General features: G+C 49.7%; 20 protein-coding genes. 7 read left to right on the forward strand and 13 right to left on the reverse strand.

Annotated features, from left to right (window positions below; translation table 11 throughout):
• Positions 1 to 306: 306 nt before the first annotated feature.
• Both G477_RS0101745 and fumC read right to left on the reverse strand, forming a co-directional pair.
• Complete coding sequence (locus G477_RS0101745; protein WP_026696468.1) at positions 307 to 1,245, reverse strand: dipeptidase; 939 nt, start codon at positions 1,243 to 1,245, stop codon at positions 307 to 309.
• A gap of 3 nt (positions 1,246 to 1,248) precedes the next feature.
• Entirely contained in the window at positions 1,249 to 2,640 is a 1,392-nt protein-coding gene (fumC, locus tag G477_RS0101750; RefSeq protein ID WP_026696469.1) for a class II fumarate hydratase, read from the reverse strand.
• 399 nt (positions 2,641 to 3,039) lie between these two features.
• Between fumC and acsA the strand changes: the two genes are divergently transcribed.
• A complete protein-coding gene (gene acsA / locus G477_RS0101755) occupies positions 3,040 to 4,761 on the forward strand; it encodes an acetate--CoA ligase (protein WP_026696470.1) in 1,722 nt (573 codons plus the stop codon).
• 381 nt (positions 4,762 to 5,142) lie between these two features.
• Here acsA and G477_RS0101765 read toward each other — a convergent pair whose 3' ends face one another.
• The 5 genes from G477_RS0101765 to G477_RS0101785 all read right to left on the reverse strand — a co-directional run bounded on the left by G477_RS0101765 (position 5,143) and on the right by G477_RS0101785 (position 9,036).
• Positions 5,143 to 5,679: a DUF420 domain-containing protein gene (locus G477_RS0101765; protein WP_026696471.1), complete on the reverse strand. Its 537-nt coding sequence runs from the start codon at positions 5,677 to 5,679 to the stop codon at positions 5,143 to 5,145.
• 80 nt (positions 5,680 to 5,759) lie between these two features.
• Positions 5,760 to 5,927 (reverse strand): hypothetical protein, encoded by a 168-nt coding sequence (locus G477_RS21345; protein ID WP_170203809.1) that lies wholly within the window; start codon positions 5,925 to 5,927, stop codon positions 5,760 to 5,762.
• 18 nt (positions 5,928 to 5,945) lie between these two features.
• Complete coding sequence (locus tag G477_RS0101775; protein WP_245575335.1) at positions 5,946 to 7,127, reverse strand: MFS transporter; 1,182 nt, start codon at positions 7,125 to 7,127, stop codon at positions 5,946 to 5,948.
• A 178-nt stretch (positions 7,128 to 7,305) separates the two neighbouring features.
• Positions 7,306 to 8,172, reverse strand: a complete 867-nt coding sequence (locus G477_RS0101780) for a patatin-like phospholipase family protein (protein WP_026696473.1) — start codon at positions 8,170 to 8,172, stop codon at positions 7,306 to 7,308.
• 3 nt (positions 8,173 to 8,175) lie between these two features.
• A complete protein-coding gene (locus G477_RS0101785; protein ID WP_026696474.1) occupies positions 8,176 to 9,036 on the reverse strand; it encodes a DegV family protein in 861 nt (286 codons plus the stop codon).
• 434 nt (positions 9,037 to 9,470) lie between these two features.
• Between G477_RS0101785 and G477_RS0101790 the strand changes: the two genes are divergently transcribed.
• Both G477_RS0101790 and G477_RS0101795 read left to right on the forward strand, forming a co-directional pair.
• Positions 9,471 to 10,121 carry a deoxynucleoside kinase gene (locus G477_RS0101790; protein ID WP_026696475.1) on the forward strand — a complete coding sequence of 217 codons (651 nt, stop codon included), beginning with the start codon at positions 9,471 to 9,473 and terminating at the stop codon, positions 10,119 to 10,121.
• 14 nt (positions 10,122 to 10,135) lie between these two features.
• Positions 10,136 to 10,831 (forward strand): deoxynucleoside kinase, encoded by a 696-nt coding sequence (locus tag G477_RS0101795; protein ID WP_026696476.1) that lies wholly within the window; start codon positions 10,136 to 10,138, stop codon positions 10,829 to 10,831.
• Positions 10,832 to 10,996: 165 nt separating this feature from the next.
• Here the strand turns inward: G477_RS0101795 and tatC are convergent, their stop codons facing one another.
• Positions 10,997 to 11,722 (reverse strand): twin-arginine translocase subunit TatC, encoded by a 726-nt coding sequence (tatC, locus tag G477_RS0101805; protein WP_026696477.1) that lies wholly within the window; start codon positions 11,720 to 11,722, stop codon positions 10,997 to 10,999.
• A 113-nt stretch (positions 11,723 to 11,835) separates the two neighbouring features.
• On the reverse strand, positions 11,836 to 12,015 hold the full coding sequence (locus G477_RS0101815) for a twin-arginine translocase TatA/TatE family subunit (protein WP_026696478.1): 180 nt from the start codon (positions 12,013 to 12,015) through the stop codon (positions 11,836 to 11,838).
• A gap of 333 nt (positions 12,016 to 12,348) precedes the next feature.
• Between G477_RS0101815 and G477_RS0101820 the strand changes: the two genes are divergently transcribed.
• On the forward strand, positions 12,349 to 13,044 hold the full coding sequence (locus G477_RS0101820) for a hypothetical protein (protein WP_026696479.1): 696 nt from the start codon (positions 12,349 to 12,351) through the stop codon (positions 13,042 to 13,044).
• Positions 13,045 to 13,297: 253 nt separating this feature from the next.
• On the opposite strand, the gene G477_RS0101825 is transcribed toward G477_RS0101820, so the two are convergent.
• The 3 genes from G477_RS0101825 to G477_RS0101835 all read right to left on the reverse strand — a co-directional run bounded on the left by G477_RS0101825 (position 13,298) and on the right by G477_RS0101835 (position 15,946).
• Positions 13,298 to 13,789 (reverse strand): hypothetical protein, encoded by a 492-nt coding sequence (locus G477_RS0101825; protein ID WP_026696480.1) that lies wholly within the window; start codon positions 13,787 to 13,789, stop codon positions 13,298 to 13,300.
• Positions 13,790 to 13,879: 90 nt separating this feature from the next.
• On the reverse strand, positions 13,880 to 14,635 hold the full coding sequence (locus G477_RS18430; protein ID WP_051287599.1) for an NRDE family protein: 756 nt from the start codon (positions 14,633 to 14,635) through the stop codon (positions 13,880 to 13,882).
• 3 nt (positions 14,636 to 14,638) lie between these two features.
• On the reverse strand, positions 14,639 to 15,946 hold the full coding sequence (locus G477_RS0101835) for a purine-cytosine permease family protein (protein ID WP_035210848.1): 1,308 nt from the start codon (positions 15,944 to 15,946) through the stop codon (positions 14,639 to 14,641).
• Positions 15,947 to 16,315: 369 nt separating this feature from the next.
• Between G477_RS0101835 and G477_RS0101840 the strand changes: the two genes are divergently transcribed.
• On the forward strand, positions 16,316 to 17,278 hold the full coding sequence (locus G477_RS0101840) for a toxic anion resistance protein (RefSeq protein ID WP_415783232.1): 963 nt from the start codon (positions 16,316 to 16,318) through the stop codon (positions 17,276 to 17,278).
• Between the two features lie 36 nt (positions 17,279 to 17,314).
• Positions 17,315 to 18,298, forward strand: a complete 984-nt coding sequence (locus G477_RS0101845) for a hypothetical protein (protein WP_026696483.1) — start codon at positions 17,315 to 17,317, stop codon at positions 18,296 to 18,298.
• A 291-nt stretch (positions 18,299 to 18,589) separates the two neighbouring features.
• Here the strand turns inward: G477_RS0101845 and sigI are convergent, their stop codons facing one another.
• Positions 18,590 to 19,360, reverse strand: coding sequence for an RNA polymerase sigma-I factor (gene sigI / locus G477_RS18435; protein WP_051287600.1), 771 nt, complete (start codon positions 19,358 to 19,360; stop codon positions 18,590 to 18,592).
• 314 nt (positions 19,361 to 19,674) lie between these two features.
• On the opposite strand from sigI, the gene G477_RS0101855 reads away from it, so the two are divergent.
• Entirely contained in the window at positions 19,675 to 20,649 is a 975-nt protein-coding gene (locus G477_RS0101855) for a DUF2777 family protein (protein ID WP_026696484.1), read from the forward strand.
• Positions 20,650 to 21,215: the final 566 nt, after the last annotated feature.

Below are 21,215 nucleotides of genomic sequence, written 5' to 3' on the forward strand. Positions count from 1 at the left end.
GAGCACCGCTCACTGACAGGCTCTCGATTGTCCGTCCCTGCTGCATGGAGTTCCTTGCATAAGTGTGATAACAATCAGCCCGCAGAACGAGCCTGGCTGTCAGAAAGTGTCTTTCCAACAGCCAGACGGCAGACAATTCGAACGCCTCTGCAAAAAACCACGCTGGAAGCAGTATCTTCCACCGTGGTTTTTTGTTTGTAAGCCGATCAGCATTCGGTATTCTTCTCCTGCCGGAACGTTGACGAAGGTTGAGCTTCCGTCCCCTCGAATGAATTCGTTCAACACGAACTTTTGACTTCATCGGCTTTATGACGAAAAGTGTTTTTTTATGAACTGAATGGCATTCCCATATTTAATTTTCGCCGTATCCGCATCTTCCAGCACTCCTTCGAGCTGGTGAATGAGGTTCGGATACTCAGAAGCATCACTCAGCTCAGGAATTTTCGTTTCGATGCCGTCGAAATCAGATCCTAGAGCCAGAATGTCTGCGCCTCCGGCATGATGGACAGCCTGAATGTGTTCAATCAGTCCCTGGATCGATGCTTCTTCTTCGATATCAGCAGTGAAGGGCGGATTAAAGACCATACCCATGAGTCCTCCGCGTTCGATCAGAGCCTGGATCTGATCATCATTCAAGTTTCTTCTATGCCCGCACACAGCGTATACATTTGAATGTGTAGCAACTGGATAGTCAGCTTCGATAATCACATCATCAAATGCCTGAAGCGACAAGTGTGAAACATCTGTCCAGACACCGTGCTTGTTGTTCTCCCGGACGACTTCCATTCCCCATTCCGTCAGTCCGCCGCCGCGCGGTTCACCGATGCCGTCAGCAGTCAGGTTCGCATTATTCCACGTCAGTCCCATCGATAAAACACCTGCTCGGTAAAACCAACGAAGTTTTTCTGGATCATTCCCGAATGCATCCGCCCCTTCCAACGTCAGGACAGCGCCGATCTGATTCTCTTCCAGCGTCAGAATCTGCTCCCAGCTGGTGATGTGAACCACCTGCTCGTGGGGTTCCAGTACTTTTTTATGAAACAGATCCACCTGTTCCGCAGCATGCTCAAACTTTTTATCAAATGGAATATCGGGCTCAACGAAGACAGCGAAAAGCTGTACCTGCACCCCGCCCTGCTGCAGCTTTTCCAGGTTTACGTCCAGTTCCGGCGAATCTGTGAATGAAAGGGACGGGTCCATTTGCAAGCGCAGCAGAGCATCACAATGAAGATCAAAAATACCCACGGATTAATTCCCCTTTGGTCTTACCATATTTTCGAGATCGATATATTCGTCGAACTGTTCCTCTGTTAAGTACCCCAGCTCCACGGCAGTTTCTTTCAGCGTTGAATTTTTCTCAAACGCCGTTTTCGCGATGGTTGCGGCCTTCTCATAGCCGATATGCGGGTTCAGCGCGGTCACGAGCATGAGCGAGTTTTTCACGTGCTTATTGATGATCTCCTCATTGACTTCGATACCTTCGGCGCACTTGTCGTTAAACGACACCATCGCATCAGAAAGCAGTCGGATGGACTGTAGGAAGTTATAGATGATTACCGGTTTGTATACATTGAGTTCAAAGTTCCCTTGACTCGCTGCAAAACCGATGGAAGCGTCATTTCCCATCACCTGGGAGGCTACCATTGTTAAGGCTTCAGACTGAGTAGGATTGACTTTCCCTGGCATAATAGAACTTCCAGGTTCGTTGGCCGGGATCGTAATTTCACCAATACCGGAGCGTGGACCACTTGCAAGCCAGCGCACGTCGTTGCCGATTTTCATTAAATCAGCTGCAAGCCCCTTTAATGCCCCATGAACATAGACGATTTCATCGTGGCTTGTTAATGCATGGAACTTGTTCTCAGAGGAATGGAACGTGACACCGGTGATCCGTGAAATTTCCTCCGCTGTCATGCTGCCGAAATCCGGGTGGGCGTTAATACCGGTACCCACTGCCGTGCCCCCGATAGCGAGGTTACGCAGCTGTTCTGCTGACTGACCGATCATTTCTTCCGACTTTCTCAACATATGGACCCAGCCGCTCATTTCCTGGCCGAGTGTCAGCGGCGTCGCATCCTGAAGATGGGTACGGCCGATTTTAATAACGTCATCAAATTGTGCCGCCTTGGATTCAAACGTGCTGCGGAGCTTCTGCAGGGACGGCAGCAGAGTTTCATGCACTTCTTTCAGTGCTGCAATATGCATGGCCGTCGGGAAAGTATCGTTGGAACTCTGCGACTGGTTCACGTCATCATTCGGATGAATACGCAGCTCTGACTGCTCCTGTTCAAAATGCTCGTTGCTGCGGAAAGCCACGACCTCGTTCATGTTCATATTGGACTGCGTACCGCTTCCGGTCTGCCATACTACAAGCGGAAAGTGTTCGTAGCTTCGTGATTCCCGCACCTCGCGGCAGACACGCTGGATCATGTCCGCCTTAGTCTCATCCATGCTGCCTAGCCGCTGGTTCGCTGCTGCGCAGGCTTCTTTCAGGATGGAAAAAGCATCAGTCACCTCTCGCGGCATAACCTCTTCTCCGATCTTGAAGTTCTCCCTGCTGCGCTGCGTCTGTGCGCCCCACCATTTATCAGCGGGAACCTGCACTTCTCCCAGCGTGTCTTTCTCTGTACGGTAATTCATACAACATCCTCCTTCGTAGCGGCCTATGTAGTTTGAAATGGTTTACATACTCTTCTATTTTAACAGAAAGCTGTGAAAAATTGAAAATATCTTGCGGGGAAGCGGTCAAAAAAGAAATGCAGACCGAAAGCGCGGAGCGTCTTTTGGTCGGGGATCAAAAGGGGAAGCCTGTCGCGGTCCTTTCCACTTATAATATGAACGACAGATCGTCTCTATCCAGCACGGGTCCGGATTGAAACCGCTGTCGAGAATGCACGCATTTCTCGTGCAGTAGCCTACTTGTCGAACGGTCAGCCTGCCAGGGGGGGACCTCGGTAATTTGAATATTACGATTGAATTTTCTGAACAAGGTGAGGTATGATGATATTGTAGGTTTTAACATTTATTGGAGGTGTCCGCATGGAAGTACTAGAGGCAGCACAAGGATCCTTTCAGCTCGAAGATTACGAAAAGACGAGAGAAACCTTCGACTGGGAGCAGACGAAAGAAGTATTTACGTGGAACAAAACCGGAAATGTAAACATAGCGTACGAAACAATAGACCGTCATGTGGAGGAAGGCAGAGGTGACAAAACGGCACTGCTCTACTCCGATGCATCGCGCGAGGAATCTTATACCTTCGCTGAGATGAAAGAAAAAACCAATCAGGCAGCACATGCTCTGCGGGATCTTGGAATCAAGAAAGGCGACCGCGTTTTCATCTTTATGTCGAGAAGTCCGGAGCTTTATTTTGCTCTGCTCGGTGCGGTAAAGATCGGTGCTGTCGTCGGACCGCTTTTCGAAGCTTTTATGCACGATGCTGTGAAAGCACGCCTCGAGGACAGTGGTGCTAAAATGATCGTCACATCAGATGAGCTTCTCTCCCGGATACCGATAGACGATCTGCCCGATCTGGAAATGATCGCGCTCTCCGGTGCTGCATCCAAGGCTGGTGAAGACGAACGGTTTATTGATTTTGACGAAAAAATGAAAGCGGCTTCAAAAGATGACAGTGCAATCGAATGGGTGGATCTGGAAGATGGATTCATTCTTCATTACACATCCGGCTCTACTGGCAAGCCAAAAGGCGTGTACCACGTCCATTACGCAATGCTCCAGCATTATCAGACTGGGAAATGGGTGCTGGATCTCCGCGAAGATGACGTGTACTGGTGTACAGCTGACCCAGGCTGGGTCACGGGGACGTCGTACGGTATATTCGGTCCATGGCTCAACGGCGTGACCAACGTCGTCCGCGGCGGACGCTTTTCGCCGGATGACTGGTACAAAACGATTGATCGATTCAACGTAAGCGTCTGGTACAGCGCCCCTACTGCGTTCCGTATGCTTATGGCAGCGCCTCAGGAGACGCTGGACAACCACGACCTTTCCTCTCTCCGCCACATTCTGAGTGTCGGTGAGCCGTTGAACCCGGAAGTTGTCCGCTGGGGATGGGAGGTCTTTCACCTCCGTATTCATGATACATGGTGGATGACAGAAACAGGAGCCATGCTCATCTGTAACTACCCGACAGAGCCGATTAAACCAGGCTCCATGGGAAAACCGATCCCAGGCGTTGATGCTGCGATTGTTGATGATCAGGGCAATGTCCTCCCGCCGAACGAGATGGGCAACCTGGCCATTAAAACTGGGTGGCCTGCACAGATGCGTAAAATCTGGAATAACGAACCGAAGTTCAACGAATATTTTGCAATCAAAGGGTGGTACGTCTCTGGAGACACTGCTTATCAGGATGAAGACGGCTACTTCTGGTTCCAGGGTCGAAATGACGACGTCATCATGACTGCCGGCGAGCGGGTAGGTCCGTTTGAAATTGAAAGTAAACTCGTTGAGCATCCGGCCATTGCTGAAGCTGGCGTCATTGGGAAGCCGGATGAGATCCGCGGTCACATCATCAAAGCTTTCGTCGCTCTTCGCTCCGGGTATGAGGAATCGGACGAATTGAAAGACGAAATTAAAAAGTTTATTAAATCAGAACTGGCAGCTCACGCCGTTCCCCGTGAAATTGAGGTGCGCGATAACCTGCCGAAAACGCGGAGCGGGAAAATCATGCGTCGTGTGCTCAAAGCATGGGAGCTTGATGAACCGACAGGGGATCTTTCCACGATGGACGATAATTAAGATCCACGGAGCGGAAATCATGCATGCCGAAAAGTAAAAAACAGAGCGGCTCCGGGAAGGAGCCGCTCTGTTTCGTGCTGTGTGGAGGGTGGCTGATAAAGCACGCTGTCAGCTGCTTTCGTGAAACGTTCCTTCGTATAACCGACGGCAGCACCGATAAACCTGCCTGCTGTCAAGAGCTGGCCTGTCATCCTCCTCCATCAGATGGGAGACGGCTCCTTCAAGGCATGATTCGGACTTTCGTAACACATCAAAAAACGAGCCCGCGGCCGATGAAGGTCCGGAGGCTCGTTATGCCGTCGTCAGCCGCATTCGTGTCGGTCTCTGCTCTTTCCCTTCACTTTGCGTGAAGCAGATTAGACCTGTGCACGTTAACCATCTCTAAAAAGAATAATACGGGTTGATCATGATGTAGACAAGGACGCCTGTAAAGCTGACGTACAGCCAAAGCGGCATCGTCCAGCGCACCCACTTCTTATGCACACTCCGCATATCTTTATACCCCGTGAAGAAGCTCATCAGCGCAAGCGGAACAATCGCTGCGGCCAGGATGATATGTGTAATTAGAATAAAGTAGTAAAAACCGGCAATGAAGCCTTCCCCGCCGAACGGCGTCGATTCAGCCATAAAATGAAAGGTTACATAGGAGACGAGAAATACTGCAGTTGTCGTAAAAGCACAGTAGATCAGCCGGTAGTGCAGTGTAATGTTCCGTTTTAAGATGGCAAACAATGCACCAAGAAGAAATAAAAACGTAAATGAATTCATGACCGCATTCAACAGCGGCAGCTGGGTAACCAGGAAGGGCAGCTCTCCTACATAACCAGGGATGAAGGACAATGCCACAACCAGAAGATTAACTACGATAGAAATTATGACCACAGTTCGAATGTGGTATTTTACAGCGGCATTCCAGATTGACTGCAAAAGATCACCTCTCTTTCTACTCCGTCAGTTAGTATATCGTACCGGAGCGCCGATGACCATACGATATCCCTCTATAATTTCGACGGTTTTGTTTCATTGATGGATTCATTTCTCCGGCTCTGTTCCAGTTTTTCCAGCAGTTCATCAATGTCTTCTTTTGATTCCCCGCCGAATAGACGCCTTCTGTCCTTTTTTAACAGCCGGATCAGGATTTTTTTCTCTTTCGACGTCAACAGCATGTAGACTCTCCTTTATGCTCATCCACTTTTTTTGTAAACAATATAAAATAATACAGCCATCACCAGCAGCAGTCCCGTAGATAAATAAAACACCGACGCAATACCGAACGAGCCGGCAAATGCCCCGCCAGCTGCCGGGCCTGCCACGTTGCCGAGAAAACGAAAGCTTTGGTTATAACCGAGCACTTCCCCCTGAATATCCATCGGTGCTTTTGTACGGATATAGGCAGTAGCGCAGGGAATGATGCCTCCGAGTGCGATCCCGAACAAAAAACGGAGAACGATCAGCTCGGAAACCGAGCCGGCGAACGCCTGAGGCAGGAAAAACAATGCGCACAGCACAAGACAGATCATGACGATCTTATCATGGCCATGACGATCGCCCTGAATACCCCAAATTCTTGTTGCCACGAGATTTCCCAGCCCTGTGACAGAAAACGCCAGACCGGCAAGAAAAGCAAGGTTTTCTGCCTCCGTCAGCTGGCCGACATAAAGAGCAAGCTGCGGCTGAATACTGAAGTTCGCTGTCTGCACGACAAAAGACAGAATCATCACCATCAGCAGAATTGGACTGGAGATCGTCCACTTGATGACTTCTATCATGGATTTCTTTTCAGCGGCAGGTTCATTTTCTTCTCTGACGAACTCGTTAATGCCGAAAGCAACAAGCGTAGTAGCTGCCATAATGACAATACCGGTTATGAAAAAAGTATAAGTAAAGCCGAAAGCATCTGCAAGCAATCCGCCGATAACAGGGCCGAACAGGCCGCCGGAGACTGTCCCCATCTGCAGCGTACCGAGCACTTTTCCGGCTTCGTGCTTCGCCGTCTGCGCGGAAATCAACGCCATTGACGTAGGAATAAACCCTGTCACTACTCCCATCAGCGCACGAAGAACAAACAATTCAGCCGTGCTGTCTACCAGACTCATAGCAATGATTGTCAGAGCAACCCCGTAGCCGGTAATGATCAGAATCTTTTTCCTTCCAAATTTATCTCCAAATCGTCCCCAGAACGGCGCCACCACGAAAGCAACAAGAAACGTGATGCCAAAAATAAATCCAGACCAGCGCTGCACATAGGCGTCGCTGAAATCGCCGAACGTTTCGATATATATAGAAAGGAACGGCAGCACCATGGTGGCACTTGCAGCAACAAAAAAATTCGCGGTCCACATGATGATTAAATTTCGTTTACCCATAACAACACGACCTCTAAAATAGTTCGACTCACGTAATATCATACTAGAATAATGGGGCCGTCTCTATAAGAATATGAGACGGCCCCGGCTGACAGGGCAGCTGAACACGGATGACTGCTCCGGCCTGAACGGAACCGCTGCGCAGCTTCGGCCAAGCAGCTCTTTCCTCAGCTGCTGGTTACTTGACGAGTTTTTCATCGACAAAAGCGGCAATGTACTCCGCCCGTTCTTTCATCTGTTCATAGCCGTGCCAATAAAGCACCTCGAGCTTTTCTTTCTTTCTCTCTGTTCTGGAGACATCATACAAAGTTTCCGGACGAATGACGACGGCATCTCCAGCCTCTTCCATCCTCTCAATCTTATCCAGCGTGTCGTTGTAGATACGGTAGCGGTTTTCGACGACCCGGATCAGGCCGGGATAGTCCTTATACTTCCGCCGGAAATACCACATGCCTCTTCGTGCCGGCGTTTTTCTGTACCCTTTCGGCTGTGTCAGTATGATCACGTGTCTGCTGTTTCCATCTGCTTCTGATTTTCCGATTGGAATCGGATCACTGATCCCTCCGTCCATGAAAGCTCTGCCGTCATGCTCAACGACTGGAGCCACTACGGGGAGAGAAGATGATGCCCGTAAAATTTTGTTGAGGTCATCGAACAGTTCCTGCTTTTCAAAATACACCGTGTCTCCTGATACACAATCCGTAACTCCAGTATAGAAGAGCTGTTCTGAAGAGAAAAATCGGTTGTAATTAAATGGTTCTTCCTTATTCGGAATCTGGTTAAAGATCAAATCCATGTTGAACAGCTCTCCCTGGCGCAGGAGACGTTTTACCGATATATAATCCGGATGCTCGGCATAATCAACGGTTACGGCTTTATTTCTCCCGGACTGACGGGAGATATAGGAGACTGCGTTGCACGCTCCCGCAGAAACACCCACTACGTAAGGAAAAGAGATGTCGTTCTCCAGGAGGTACTCCAGAACGCCGCTGGTAAACACGCCCCGCATTCCTCCGCCTTCCAGTACTAATCCCGTATGTTTCACGAGCTACGCCTCCTCGTCTGGTTCTGTATAAAACATGAGGGCTACTGCCCCTGGTCCTGTATGTGTGCTGATAATCGGTGTTGTATCGATGATGCTGATCTCTGCCCCGCTGGCAGGCGCAAGCTTTTCTTTCAGCTTTCCGCTGAGTTCCAGGGCCCCTGCATGCGCAATGCCCGCGCCTTTTACCGTCTTCCCGTTCGTATCTTTTTCAAATAACTGCTGCAGCTGCTTCAGTACTTGAGCATGGGTTCTCGCTTTCGTAACCGGTGTGTACACCCCATCCTCCAGCGAAGCAATTGGTTTGATTTTAAGCAGGGAACCGACGAGCGCCCGCCCGCGTCCGATTCTTCCGCCCTTCAGCAGATATTCAAGCGTATCCACCATAATGTAAAGGGACGTACTGCTGCGGACCCGCTCCAGCCGGTCTATTATCTCATCCGGGCTGCGGCCGTCAGCTGCCATGACGGCCGCTTCCAATACTTGAAATCCGAGTGCCGTCGAGATGTAGGCAGAATCAATCACAGATACTTCCGCTTCTGTCAGCGCTGCCGCCTGTTCCGCACTCGTATATGTACCGCTCATGCCGCTGCTCATATGGATGGAAACGATGCTGCTGTGTCCTTGATGATATAAATTATCGTAGACCTCCTGAAAATCACCTGGAGAAGGCTGAGAACTTTTCGGAAGCTCTTCTGCTGATGTCAGCATCGTTAAATATTCTTTTCTGCTGACATCCACCCCGTCTTTGTAGGATACACCGTCTACCGTTACGGATAAAGGAACAACATGGATGCCGTACCTGCTGATCAGTTCTTCGTCTAGATCGAGTGTGGAGTCTGTTACAATCTGTACCTGCCCGCTCACTTTCTCAGCTCCTTCCATTACTTCTTGACGCTTACATTTGCTCTATCTATAGGATACTATAGTTATCTGACGTTTGTTAAGTCACACCTCTGCTGCGCTCGCCATCCAACTGTGGACCCGGCTTCGTTTTCCCCCGCGAGCCTCACGTTTTTGCTGACTTGCCGCTGCTTGTCATGTTCCTGCTTCATCCAGCGGAGGGATGGGCAGAATCGATGTACGGGATGAATACACAGGTACGCACGTGTATCATTTTCAAGACTCTCGTATGAATACGTGCAACCTCTCTACTTCTCTAGCTCTGGATATGATAGAATAGTTTTTGCTGCTTCAGGAGCGGCTGCTGCGTGATCAACTACAACCGAATTTGAACCGGGGTATCCCCTTCTTCATTTTTTACGGAAGACCCGGTATACATATCGAAGGAGGCTTCCTGTGTGACAAGAGAATTCCACGCTCCGTTTATTGCCGTTGAGGGCGCCATCGGTGTCGGTAAAACGTCGCTCGCTCAAAAACTCAGCCGGAAATACGACTACCATTTATTGAATGAAATTGTGGATGAGAACCCGTTTTTATCTAAATTTTATGAGGACATAGATGAATGGAGCTTTCAAACCGAAATGTTCTTTCTATGTAATCGTTTCAAGCAGCTCGAGGACCTTTACACCACGCATCTTCAAAAAGGGTATCCCGTTGTCAGTGATTACCACATCTTTAAAAACCACCTCTTTGCCCGACAGACGCTCAAAGAAGCTCATCTGGAAAAGTACGAACGAATTTATCATATTTTGACGAATGACCTTCCTAGGCCGAACGTCATTGTCTATCTTCATGCCAGCCTGGATACGCTGCTGCAGCGCATTCAAAAGAGAGGCCGAGACATGGAACAGTCCATCGACCCTGCTTACCTCGCGCAGCTCAGCCACGACTACGACCAGCTGATGAGGGATCATCAGCGCGTCTATCCGGAGATTCCCGTTATTTCCATTTCCGGTGATGAATTGGACTTTGTAGAAAACGAACAGGATTTTGAACGAATCACAGATCAGCTGGAAGAGGCGTTAACGAAGAAACAGAACCTGTTGTAAGAAAGGAGCCCTATATGACTTCACCCAATCATAACCTTAAAAGCGATGCCCTGATCACCCTTGCCGGTACGGTCGGTGTTGGTAAATCGACCCTCACCAACGCACTGGCCGATAGGCTGAATTTCCGCGCTGCGTTTGAAAAAGTCGACGGAAATCCTTATCTGGAAGATTATTATGAGGATTTTTCCAAATGGTCGTTTCATCTGCAGATGTATTTTCTTGCCGAACGATTCAAGCAGCAGAAACGGATGCACGAAGAAGGTCTCGGCTATGTGCAGGACCGGAGTATCTACGAAGATGTTGGTATTTTTGCCAAGCTTCAGTACGATCAGGGCAATATGACCGAACGTGATTTCAACACGTATCATTCCTTGTTTGAAGCCATGGTGATGAATCCTTATTTCCCGAAGCCGGACGTCCTCATCTTCATCAATGGTTCTTTCGACAGTATTCTCCGCCGCATCCATGAACGCGGAAGGCAGATGGAGATCGAAACGCCGACAGCTTTCTGGCAGGAGCTGTACGACCGGTATCAGCAATGGATTCACCATTTCCGGGAATGTCCCGTGCTGCATCTTGATATTGATGAATACGACTGCAGCGAAGAAGCTTCCATGAATGAAATCACTACTGCCCTTGAAACCCTCCAGCACAGCAGCGGGCCCGTTCATCTTGCTCTGCGTGAGGGCCGCCAGGTGATACTGCCATAGGTTTACGGCAAATGGACCGTGCCCGGTCCGGAGCCTTACATCATCTTACCAGCGGCAAGGTATCTCCTATCCCGGCCAAAACGGCGCCGGAAGCAATCACGCTTCCGGCGCCGTTTCGTCTCTGCAGAAAAAGGGAACTGTCCGCTGACACGCAGAGCGGATCCATCATTCCTCCGCCTCGATTCTCTTCAGACGCCTGCGGTAAACCCCTTTAGAAAGACTAATGCTGATCTCATACAGGAAAATCAGCGGGATGATCACAAGAATATCGGATAGAAAATCCGGAGGTGATACGAGTACACTGACAATGACGATGATGAAATAGGCATACTTCCTGTTTTTATGAAGCCCATAAGGCGTCACTACCCCAATACTCGTAAGAAACATAATCACAAGCGGCATCTCAAAAAGAACTGCAAACGGCACTGTCATCCGCAGCACAAAAGAAAAATACCGATCGGCTGTAAACATCGTTTCAAACGTTCCCTCTCCCAGCGCCAGCAGAAAATCCAGTACGAGCGGCAGAACGATAAAATAGCCGAAACTTAATCCACCGGCAAACAGAAGAAGGGAAACGGGAATATACGCCGCACTTACTTTTCTTTCTTCTCCTGTCAGACCGGGAGCTACGAAACGCCAGATCTGAAAAATCACGACTGGAATCGTCACTCCTGCGGCAACAACTGCCGCAATGCTGAAGTATATCAGAATGATATCGAGCGGTCCCAGTACCGCCAGCGTCATATCCACATCCAGGGTCAGCCAGTTATAGATGTCCTGCACGAAGATAAAGGCTGCTATAAAAGAGAGAATGAAAACGGAAAGGACAAGAATAATCCGTTTTCTTAATTCATCCAGGTGTTCTGTTACTTCCATACTCTGCTTGACCATAGACTACTCCTTTTTTCCATCCGGAAAGACATCCCCGGACCCGTCCGGGTACTTCATGGCATCATCGTTACATAAAAAGAAGCCCTGCATGGGAAGCGGGGGCTTCTCTTCTTCTACTCTTGTTTCTTACTGTCTGTATCGTCATCCTGCGTCAGGTCTTTTGTTGAATTTCGAAATTCTTTAAGTGTCTGACCCATAGCTCGTCCGATTTCTGGAAGTTTCTTCGGTCCGAAAATCACTAGTGCTATGACAAGAATTAAAACCAGTCCAGGTACACCAATTCCACTGAACATACGATCCCTCCTTCATCCGGAAAACGCAAAGATATCTGCACTTCCGACTTTATCACATCTGCCGTTGTAACACCAGTACATGCGCATAACCGATCCACGTAAGCGGCATTCATGCTTAAAGAACCTCGCTTCCCGGGTATAGGCAGACATACTCCCGACGTGTCCTCTCCCGTTCGAGTAAAAGAGAGATGCCGTTCTCAGGGATCATGTACGCAAAACTGCCGCCCGCATGCCTTGTGTGCGCTGTACAGGGACATACGGCGACAGATCCAATAAAGAGAAGACTGGACACGCGGAATATTTTTAGGAAAGCCTTCCAGAAAGGAGATTTCAATGAATCGAATAACATGGGGCATCGCGGGTGCCGGAAAACTCGGTAGTGCACTTCTGCATCAGTGGAACTTGGCAGGCATGCCGGGAGCGCTCTATCACCCGGATGAAGACAAGCGGGAAAGATACGCCGGCGCTTATCGATTGATGCGCGGCATTTCAGCACCTTCATTAAGCGGACTGGACTGCCTTCTGCTTGCACTTCCGCCGGATCGTCTGAAGTCATTCCCCAAGGATGTCTCGGCAGCCGGCGCGGACTTAACCAGAACAACTCTCGTCAACCTGAGCACGAGTCTCCATACCGATGAACTGCGCGTCATGTACCCGGACTATCAGTGGGCTGGTGTGAAATTTGCGGGCCATGCTTCCCGCTTAAAAACGGAAGGAGCCGGTGCGTTTGTGATGGAAGACCAACCCCTTCCTGCGCGGCATACAGACCATCTCCGTCTTCTTTTTGAACGTATCGCCCCGGTTATCTCTGCTGAGGAAGCGGCTGTATGGACCATGAATCAAGCTGCAGTTAAAGAGGCGGTGACCTCTGCATCACGATTATCCACGAAAGCAGCGGAACACGGTTATCCTCACGCGCTGGCAGAAGCTTCGTGCAGATCAACACTGCCGGGTACCGCCGAAGCTTACTTGACAGGCTCGCTCGGCGCATTCGGCCGGAAGGTGGCGGAAGAGCTGGAGGAGCGCTGAACGATACCACTGCCATGAACGGCGGAATGAACAAAAGCGCAGAGCGCCTATTGGTCGAAACGGCATGTACCGCAGGTTCTTTGAGGGAAGCATAAGTTTTTCATGCTTCCCGAGCAGCTGGCTACACCGTCCCCCATAATGAAAACTTATCCATTCTTATACTTGAACAAAAGCGCCGGAAGCTGGTCTGCTTCCGGCGCTTGTTTTACCTGCGCGGTAAAAAATGTTCTCGTTCAGGATGACCGCTGCGCTTTTACTGCTCGCTGTCGTTCAGACGCTCCAATACTTCCTCGACTGACACACCATCACCATAGCCGATCGAATCCCCTTCTCTCACTTCTCTTACTTCGGTGGATTCACCGGAACCGGAATCCCGCTCTGCTTCGCCGGGTGTTTCTTCTTCGTTCGTCGGCGTGCCGGAGGTCTCCGCTTGTTCGTCGTCATCAGCGGCGTTACCATTATTCTCCTGGTTCTGTTCTGCGTCCGGCAGGTCTTCATCGTTTAGTTCCATTTTTCCATCGTCTTCTGTCTCCGAACCATACGCGTTATCAAGGATGCTGCGGTCTGTCTGTTCATCCTCTACCGTTTCTGCATAGCCAGCATCATTATCATTGAGTGGATCGACACTGTCTGAAACTTGGTCTTCAGCGGACCCTCCACTCCATGCAGTGACCAATACCGCCGACCATACCCCTATCGTCGAGAGTGCTGCTCCGGTTAGAAGGCCGGCTTGTTTTCGGTCCATGATTCATCCGTCCTTTACAACATGATGTTGAAGTCGTTTGTAGTTATATTATACCACAAACACTCGGACCTCACACATGAACGGCGCTAATTAGTCAAATAGTCCCGGTACGTGGTACTTGTACTTGCGTATATCTTTCGTCCGCTGATTTTTCTCTAGAAACGTAATGGTTCCTTCCCAATCTGCATAAACAATCGAGCTGCATCTCGTTCCATACCCGTCCATGTGGATGTAGACCGGAGACAATTTTCTTTCAAGATCGATACCAACACCGGTATCTGGAAGGTCCTCTCCGCTATACATATCCCGGTTTTCGAGCGCGTGAAGCAAGGCATCTTCGAGCTCGCCCCCTTGAAGGTTCCGTCGATGCGTATCGAGCAGATTCTCTCTCAGCCGTTCCGTCTTTGGCCAGGCCGATTCTATATTCGCGTTGGAGAGGGTGTGGACCCCTTCTGCCAGCTTCTTGTCAGGAGCTTGGCCATTCGTTGTGTAATAAACCTCCCGCATCGTCCCGTAGAGCAGATTATACCCGTTAAATTTCTCCGGGTGTTTCAGCTTCTCGTCAAATTGCTTTTTGTCTTCCAGCCAGGATGTAACTAGAGAGCCACGGGAAGCTGGCTGCTTCGATTCATCCGGATTCCGGATGTTCGTCACCGCTGCGATCTCCCCGTTCATGTTCACCCCGAGCCAGGTGCCCCCCTGTTCGAGATCTCTGCCTGCAAGAATGTCACGTTCTTCCCACCAGTGGAGCCCTTCTGACTGCCGGTGATAAAATTCATCCCTGTTGGCCGCCATCACAAATGGATAGGCTTCATGCTGCTTGATCGAGACACTGATAATACACATAGATCACCCTTCTTTCTGATTGAATTGCTGCTGAATCCGGTTCTCTTTCTGCCGGAAAATAATCCAGCCAGCCTGCATAACAAATGAAAGGAAGAAAACAGTAAAGCCGGGTGCAGCCTGTTGGGGCAGCAGCATATAGACTACGGCTCCAGTTCCGATGGATGCACAGGCTGCAAAATTCCACGCTCGATCTGCCGGCTGCAGCCATGTTTTATGCCGGATCAAAAATTCCGCACAGACGACAGCCGTCAATGGTATGACCAGGGTTCCCAGTCCGGAGATGAAGGATTCGGCCTCCTCCACCAGCTGCGGCATCAGACTGACTGCAATTGCTGCGGCTCCAAACAGGCAGGCCGCCCGCATTCTCCCTAATGCAGGAACACTGTTGAGCAGGCTGTAGCCGCCTGTATACGCATTGTTAACATTAATAATGAACATGCTGCCGACAGCTGCTGAAGCGATCACTCCCGTCAGCAGCGGATGGATATTCATCTCAGCTGTTATCAAAAACGCGTTCCAGTCCCCTGCAGCGGCAGCAGTCCAGGCACCCAGCACAGCGGTGAGAAAATACCCTGTAACATTGCCGGCGAACAGGCCCCAGAAACCTTGAGCCGGACTCACCGCATACCGTGCAAGATCAGAGGAAGAAGTAACGCCGGAAACGTATTGAACGAATGCCAGACTCGCGAAAAACACCATGACGTGCCACGCAGGATCAGGAGAACCGGCCGCTGTCACTTCTGCCGCTGTTCCAGAATAGAAAAATACGAAAAACATCGCTACTGTACCAAGTGCCAGCACCGGCATAAAATAAGCCGAAAAGCGTTTCATCGCCTCAAAGCCTACCAGCGCCGTTATTACCATGAGAAGCGCCAGGAGAAAGGACAGCAGCGGAAATGGAATCGATGCCCCTGCCCTCGTCAGAAACGTATGTAGAAAATAGGCACCGCCGAGCGCCTGCACGCCAAACCAGTATAATGACGTGACGGTCCGCAGAGGGGAAGCAAACAGAACCGCCCCCATCCTGCCGAGCATGGAACGAAGCGCAAACTGTCCCGGAATTCCCTGTCTGGAACCGGCCAGAGACAGCAGCGAAACAAAGATGTAGGCAGCTGCCGATCCCAGCAGCGTCACCCATACCGCCTGCAGAAAGGAAAGTCCCCCCTCCAGAACGGCTAAAGCAGGTACAAGCATGTTACCGGCATTCACATTGATCACGGTCTGCATCCGCATAAAATCCCAGGCCGTTGATGTTTTCCTATCTTCTGGAACAGGCTGCAGCCCAAACTGTTCCCATCCGCGCGTCGTCATCAAATCCCCCGTTCCACTTTCAACTGTATGCTATCGTATCATATGCCGATGCATCGTAGTATGTGCGGAGCCTCTACACTCTATTGATTGTGCCGTCCTCTCGAAGAAGCTATAATAAACATACATGAAACCTCGATAAAAAGGGAACGTATATAAAAGAGTAGCCTTTATTTTATGAAGGGGGTAGCCGAATTGACACAGGAAAATAAAACCAATGACCATACAGCAGAAGAACAGCAGGAAGAACAGGAGCAGCAGAGTGCTCCTAACAATGAGGACATTTCTTCATTTCTAAAAGAAGAGGAACAGAATATCGGAGTGCCGCAGACCAACCAGGGACGCGAAGAAGCGGAAGGGTATGTAACGAGACTGCGGAACACGAAAAATATTGAAGAGATTCTGGATTCACTCAATGACCTCGGGGCGGCAGAACAGGAAAGGGCCGGAGAATCCCTGGAAGCGCTGAAACGTCCAGTCTCGGATATGATGAATGACCCGAATCACAGCCTGCCGGATCAGCTCTCTAAACTGAAAGAAACAGTGGGCGAACTCGAACCGGATTATCTTCGTCAGGGAAAAGTAAAAAAATTCCTCTCGAAAATGGTCCGGCGCAGTCCGATTGAAAAATACGCACAAAAGTACCAGTCTGTAGAAAACGAAGTCAACACGATTATCGAAGGACTGCTGCATGGAAAGGACAAGCTGCAGGAAGATACCGTTATGCTGCACCAGCTGAAAGACGTTGCTAAAGACCGGATCTCCGGCCTGAATGAACAAATCGAGGTCGGCAAGCAGCTGAATCTGATGCTGGAGGAAGAACTCCGCAAACCGGAATGGCAGGAAGATCCTACACCCGTACAAAAAGGGCAGCAAAAAGTGCTCTCGCGTGTTAAAAACATGCAGCAGGCGGTGCTCGTGCTTCAGCAGTCGCTTGCCTCTGTCGATATTATTGTTGAAAATAACGATAAGCTGGAGGAAGCCATCTTCAACTCCATCACGATGACGAAAAACATTATCACCGTTACAGCGTCTATCCAGATGGCGCTCAGTAACCAGAGACAGGTTATCGATGCTGTGCAGAGCGTCAATAAATCGACAGAACAGATGCTCCTCAGCAATGCTGAGATGCTCAAATCCAACAGCGAAGAAACGATGCGGACACTGGAAGAACCGGCTATTGCCATGGAAACATTCCGCAAAGCATATGAAGACGTCTATTCTGCAATCGAAATGACAGAACAGTCCAACCAGCGTATCATCAGCTCCAGCAAGAAGTTCATCTCGGAAATGGATGAGCTGAATCAACAGATGGAACAGAAACTTCTCAAGTAAAGCACACAGCTGGCTTCGCCGGAAGGAGGGAAACAAATGACCGCTATGAACTGGCGGGACAGGCTGCTTGAACAAGCCTGGCTCCAGCCGCTCCTGCCAAATTATATGAAGCCGCTTGATGAACCATCACTCATGAATGAAAATATGCGTGAATTCATTTACGAAGCGGAGGAATTTATATCGGATCTGGCAGCTCTGGCTGAACTTCCGCGGATGAACAAGACATTCAAGCGGAGCATTCAGGGTTTTACCTACAAAGTCAAAATGAAACCGAAAAAGCTTCTGGTGGAAATGATCGACACGCACAAATCAGCTTCGACCATGAAAAAGCGGGTATTCATTACGGTACACCGGTCCCACCATAAATCAGAAAACGGATCCGGAAAAGTGGCTGACTCCACGATTTATTATCAAAAGAGCGGCAGAACCTACGTGCGAAGCGTCCGCCGTCATGAGAGTTTTCAAACACTGTTCTATCACCTGCACCGATTGGACATGTCCCTCTCCGGGCAAACGACAGAACTGCTCCCTCCGGGTCAGGAAGCGAAACCGGCTGCCATTGAGAGCACGTCCACAATGCCTGCGCAGGAACCGCTCATGATGCAGCAGTCTCTCCAGGAGCTCAGACGTGAAACGAAGGGCCTCACCGAATCGATGACAGAACATCTTTCTCTTCTCGAAGAAGAGCTGCAGCAGGCAACGGAGGAATATCACCTCTTCGCCGTCGAGGAACGTTATGAACTGAAACGGATGATGCTGCACGATATTCCGGATCTGATCCGCACGTTCAGCTCCCTCTCCGACACACAGAGGCAGGAATCTGCGCCGAGAGTGGAAAACTCACTGGCTAGAATGCTCACGCATCTGCGCAGCTATACAGAAGATCTCGAAAAAACGAGAATGGACAGAATGAACCACGTCCTGCAAGTACAGCAGCTCCGTTACGAACAGGAAGATCATCAGCACACAAAAACGTCGACACTGATGCGCCGTCATCAAAAACAGCTGGATGAGCAGTAGCCCATCCAGCTGTTTTTATAAGTTCTAAAATAAATGTTGGGGTAGAGCTTCGTTTCCGCGGCATCTTTTCTTCCGTTGCAGGCGGACGCCTGCGAATGAGTGCTGCCTTCAATGATCTTCGCATTGTGAGGAGGAGAGGACGGCGCTTGATCCCTCTGGCGTCGCCGCCCTCTCCTCCTGATAAGGGGGGGTTTTTGTTTTTTTCTTTTCCAAAAGAATCATAGGTGCCATGTGAAAAGCGTCTGAGCATGCTTCAGCCTATTCCCCCGAACATGTGAAGGAGAACATGTTTTAAATGACGGCTGCCGCCTCTTCTGAACTGCGGCAGCGCTGCAGCAGAAATTCCTGAATACGCTCAAATTCTCCGGTGAAGACGACAACGAGGGCAATCAAATACCGTCTGTTCCGCTCGATGGTCTTTCTACTGACAGCAACACACCGCATGACTTCATTCATCGGCAGTCTGCCTTTCTTTTTCAGTCTTTCCACCACGTCCGGCTGGCCTGCGATCATCCTCGCTGTCTGCAGCATATTCGACCTGGCATCTACGTGAATAGGACGCTGATCTGCGACGTCCTCCAGACAAATGGAAAACCTGGATAGTTCTCTTTTCAGCTCTTCGATTTCGGCTTCGACTTCCCGCGCTCGGTTCTGCGCAAGGTAGCATGCATAGGCAGCTTCTGCCTCTGCTGGATGTTCTCTCCTTTCCCAGGAAGGTTCCGTAAAGTCCATTGACAGCGCCGTAATGCTCCGCTTGTTTTTCCGGATATAATCAATCAGCCTCCGTTTGATTACGACAGAAGCAAAAGAAGGGAACGCACTCTGCCGGCTCGTATCAAACTGGTGCAGGGCCTCATGAAAGGCCATCATTCCAACGCTGATTTCCTCATCCCTGCCGGATTCCACGAATCTGCGGCAGACTTTGGATACCATTCTTTTAATAAACGGGCTGTATTCGATGATCAGTTCATTCTCGACTTCTTTATTCCCCTGCTGCACGAGCAGAATTTTCTGCTTCAATGCTGTTTCTGCGTTTGCCTTTTTCCATTCGGTTTTCAGCATCTTGACACCTCGGCTCTACTCATTACTGCTACTGTCTCTATCATACCTTCTTGTGATTTTTCTTACAGGGACAATGGTGCTACTGGACGATTACATTTATGTTTAACTTCGTTACAGACTGCAACATAATCCCCCTCCCCGGGGGCATTGTGCGCTGCTTGTCAGCCAGTTGTTATAATACATCCATTATTTTGTATTTTATGCTGACCCGGCGTTAGTCATTTAGGCCTGTCTTGCTTTTCAGTCTCGAAGAATGGTAGATTAACGTAGGAAATGATAAGATATTGGGAGAATGAAATAAATGAGGGATTATAATGAATAGAGAACAAGCATTCAAATGGACCGGTGGACTCGTTACTGTGGATGAAGGTACACAGGGGATCTATATCGGCGTGCTCGACGATGTCGAGGCAGAGCCCAAAAAACCATGGCAGGGCGTCGTTACCATCAAAGGCATCCTCCAGATTCCATCTTTAAACGAGGACATGAACGGACTCCAGTCACTGAAATACGAGAAAGAAGAATCTGTCCGCTTTCCCGGGAGAGCGCTGGCGAGATTTGATGGTGAATTCACGGCTTCCTACCGGGAGTCCTACGCAGAAGCGTTGAAATACCGCTGGGATATAGAAACAGAAAATCTGGAGCAGAGCGAATATGTACGAACTATCATTCAACAAGAACTTCGACAGTGGCAGATGGAACATGTCCTGCAGGAGGAAAGCTTCGCCTATTACCACGTGATCCAGGGTGAGCACGGCCTGGCGATCCATGATCAGGAGCAGGACGATGCATTATCCCTTGACGGGTGCCCTTTTGAATTCCAGATTAAATCAAAAGGCCGGTGGACACCTGCTTATTTTAAAGCAGATTCTACCTTTGAAACAAAGGAAGGACGGAGCATCCGGGTATCTGAAGGTCAGGAAATCCGCTTGAACAAGGACCAGTTTGACCCTTACAAAATGCTTCGAAACGAGTTGGAAAAGCCGGCGCTCCAGGCACTTGAACGTGGTCTTTCCCGCCTGCAGTACAGCCATGAGTATCACGTACACTGCCATAATTCGTTATTGATGCAGCTCCTTTCCTCTTACGATAACGGGTCGTTTGCAGGAGTAAACTTCATTACCTATGGTCACGGCTCGAGTCAGCTTCTCGTGCAGCATCATTATGAGCGCACCATTCATGATGATAAAGAGGATGAAACGTTCGACCGATTTGAATTCACCACCGACCAGGGTGAACGGCTGATCACCACGTATGCAACGACGTTGTCGTCAGACAGCGAAAGCTGAGTCAAAAAGCAGATATACCAGAGGCCCTCCCCTTTTTTAGGGAGGGCAATGAAAACCCTTGTAAGAAGACCGGAAACGTCCCCTTTTGACGCTTCCAGTCTTCTTTTTTTATCCTGTTTCTTTGACAGAAGCTCTAGCCGGCACGCGGGGAGGCTTCAGTTGAACGTCCGATGATAAAAGCGCAAAACGCCTTTTGGTCGGAACGGCGTGCGGAAGCGCTGCAAGCCTTTTGAGGGAAGAAGACGTTTTTGTTTCTCCCCGTACAGCGCATGAAGACGCCGTCTTCTTGTATGAAAACTGATCCATTACTATACTTGAACACACAGGCGGACAGCTCCTCCCTCCTTCTTTAACCGCAGGCTTGTTGTTTTTCGCATCAAGCCGATTTTTTCACGTTTTTTCAGCTCACGTGCAGCCTGCTGCGATCCTGATAGGATCTGGAGGAAATCCGTTTGTTCAACTCGGCTATCTTAAACTTTCTGCACGTGGATGTGCGTTTCATCAACATGACGGTGAGCAGCAGACAAACGGAGAGGGGTTCTGCACTCATGGCAGGAAGCATGAAG

It is taken from the genome of Alkalicoccus chagannorensis DSM 18086, assembly GCF_000429725.1.
GTDB lineage: Bacteria > Bacillota > Bacilli > Bacillales > Salisediminibacteriaceae > Alkalicoccus > Alkalicoccus chagannorensis.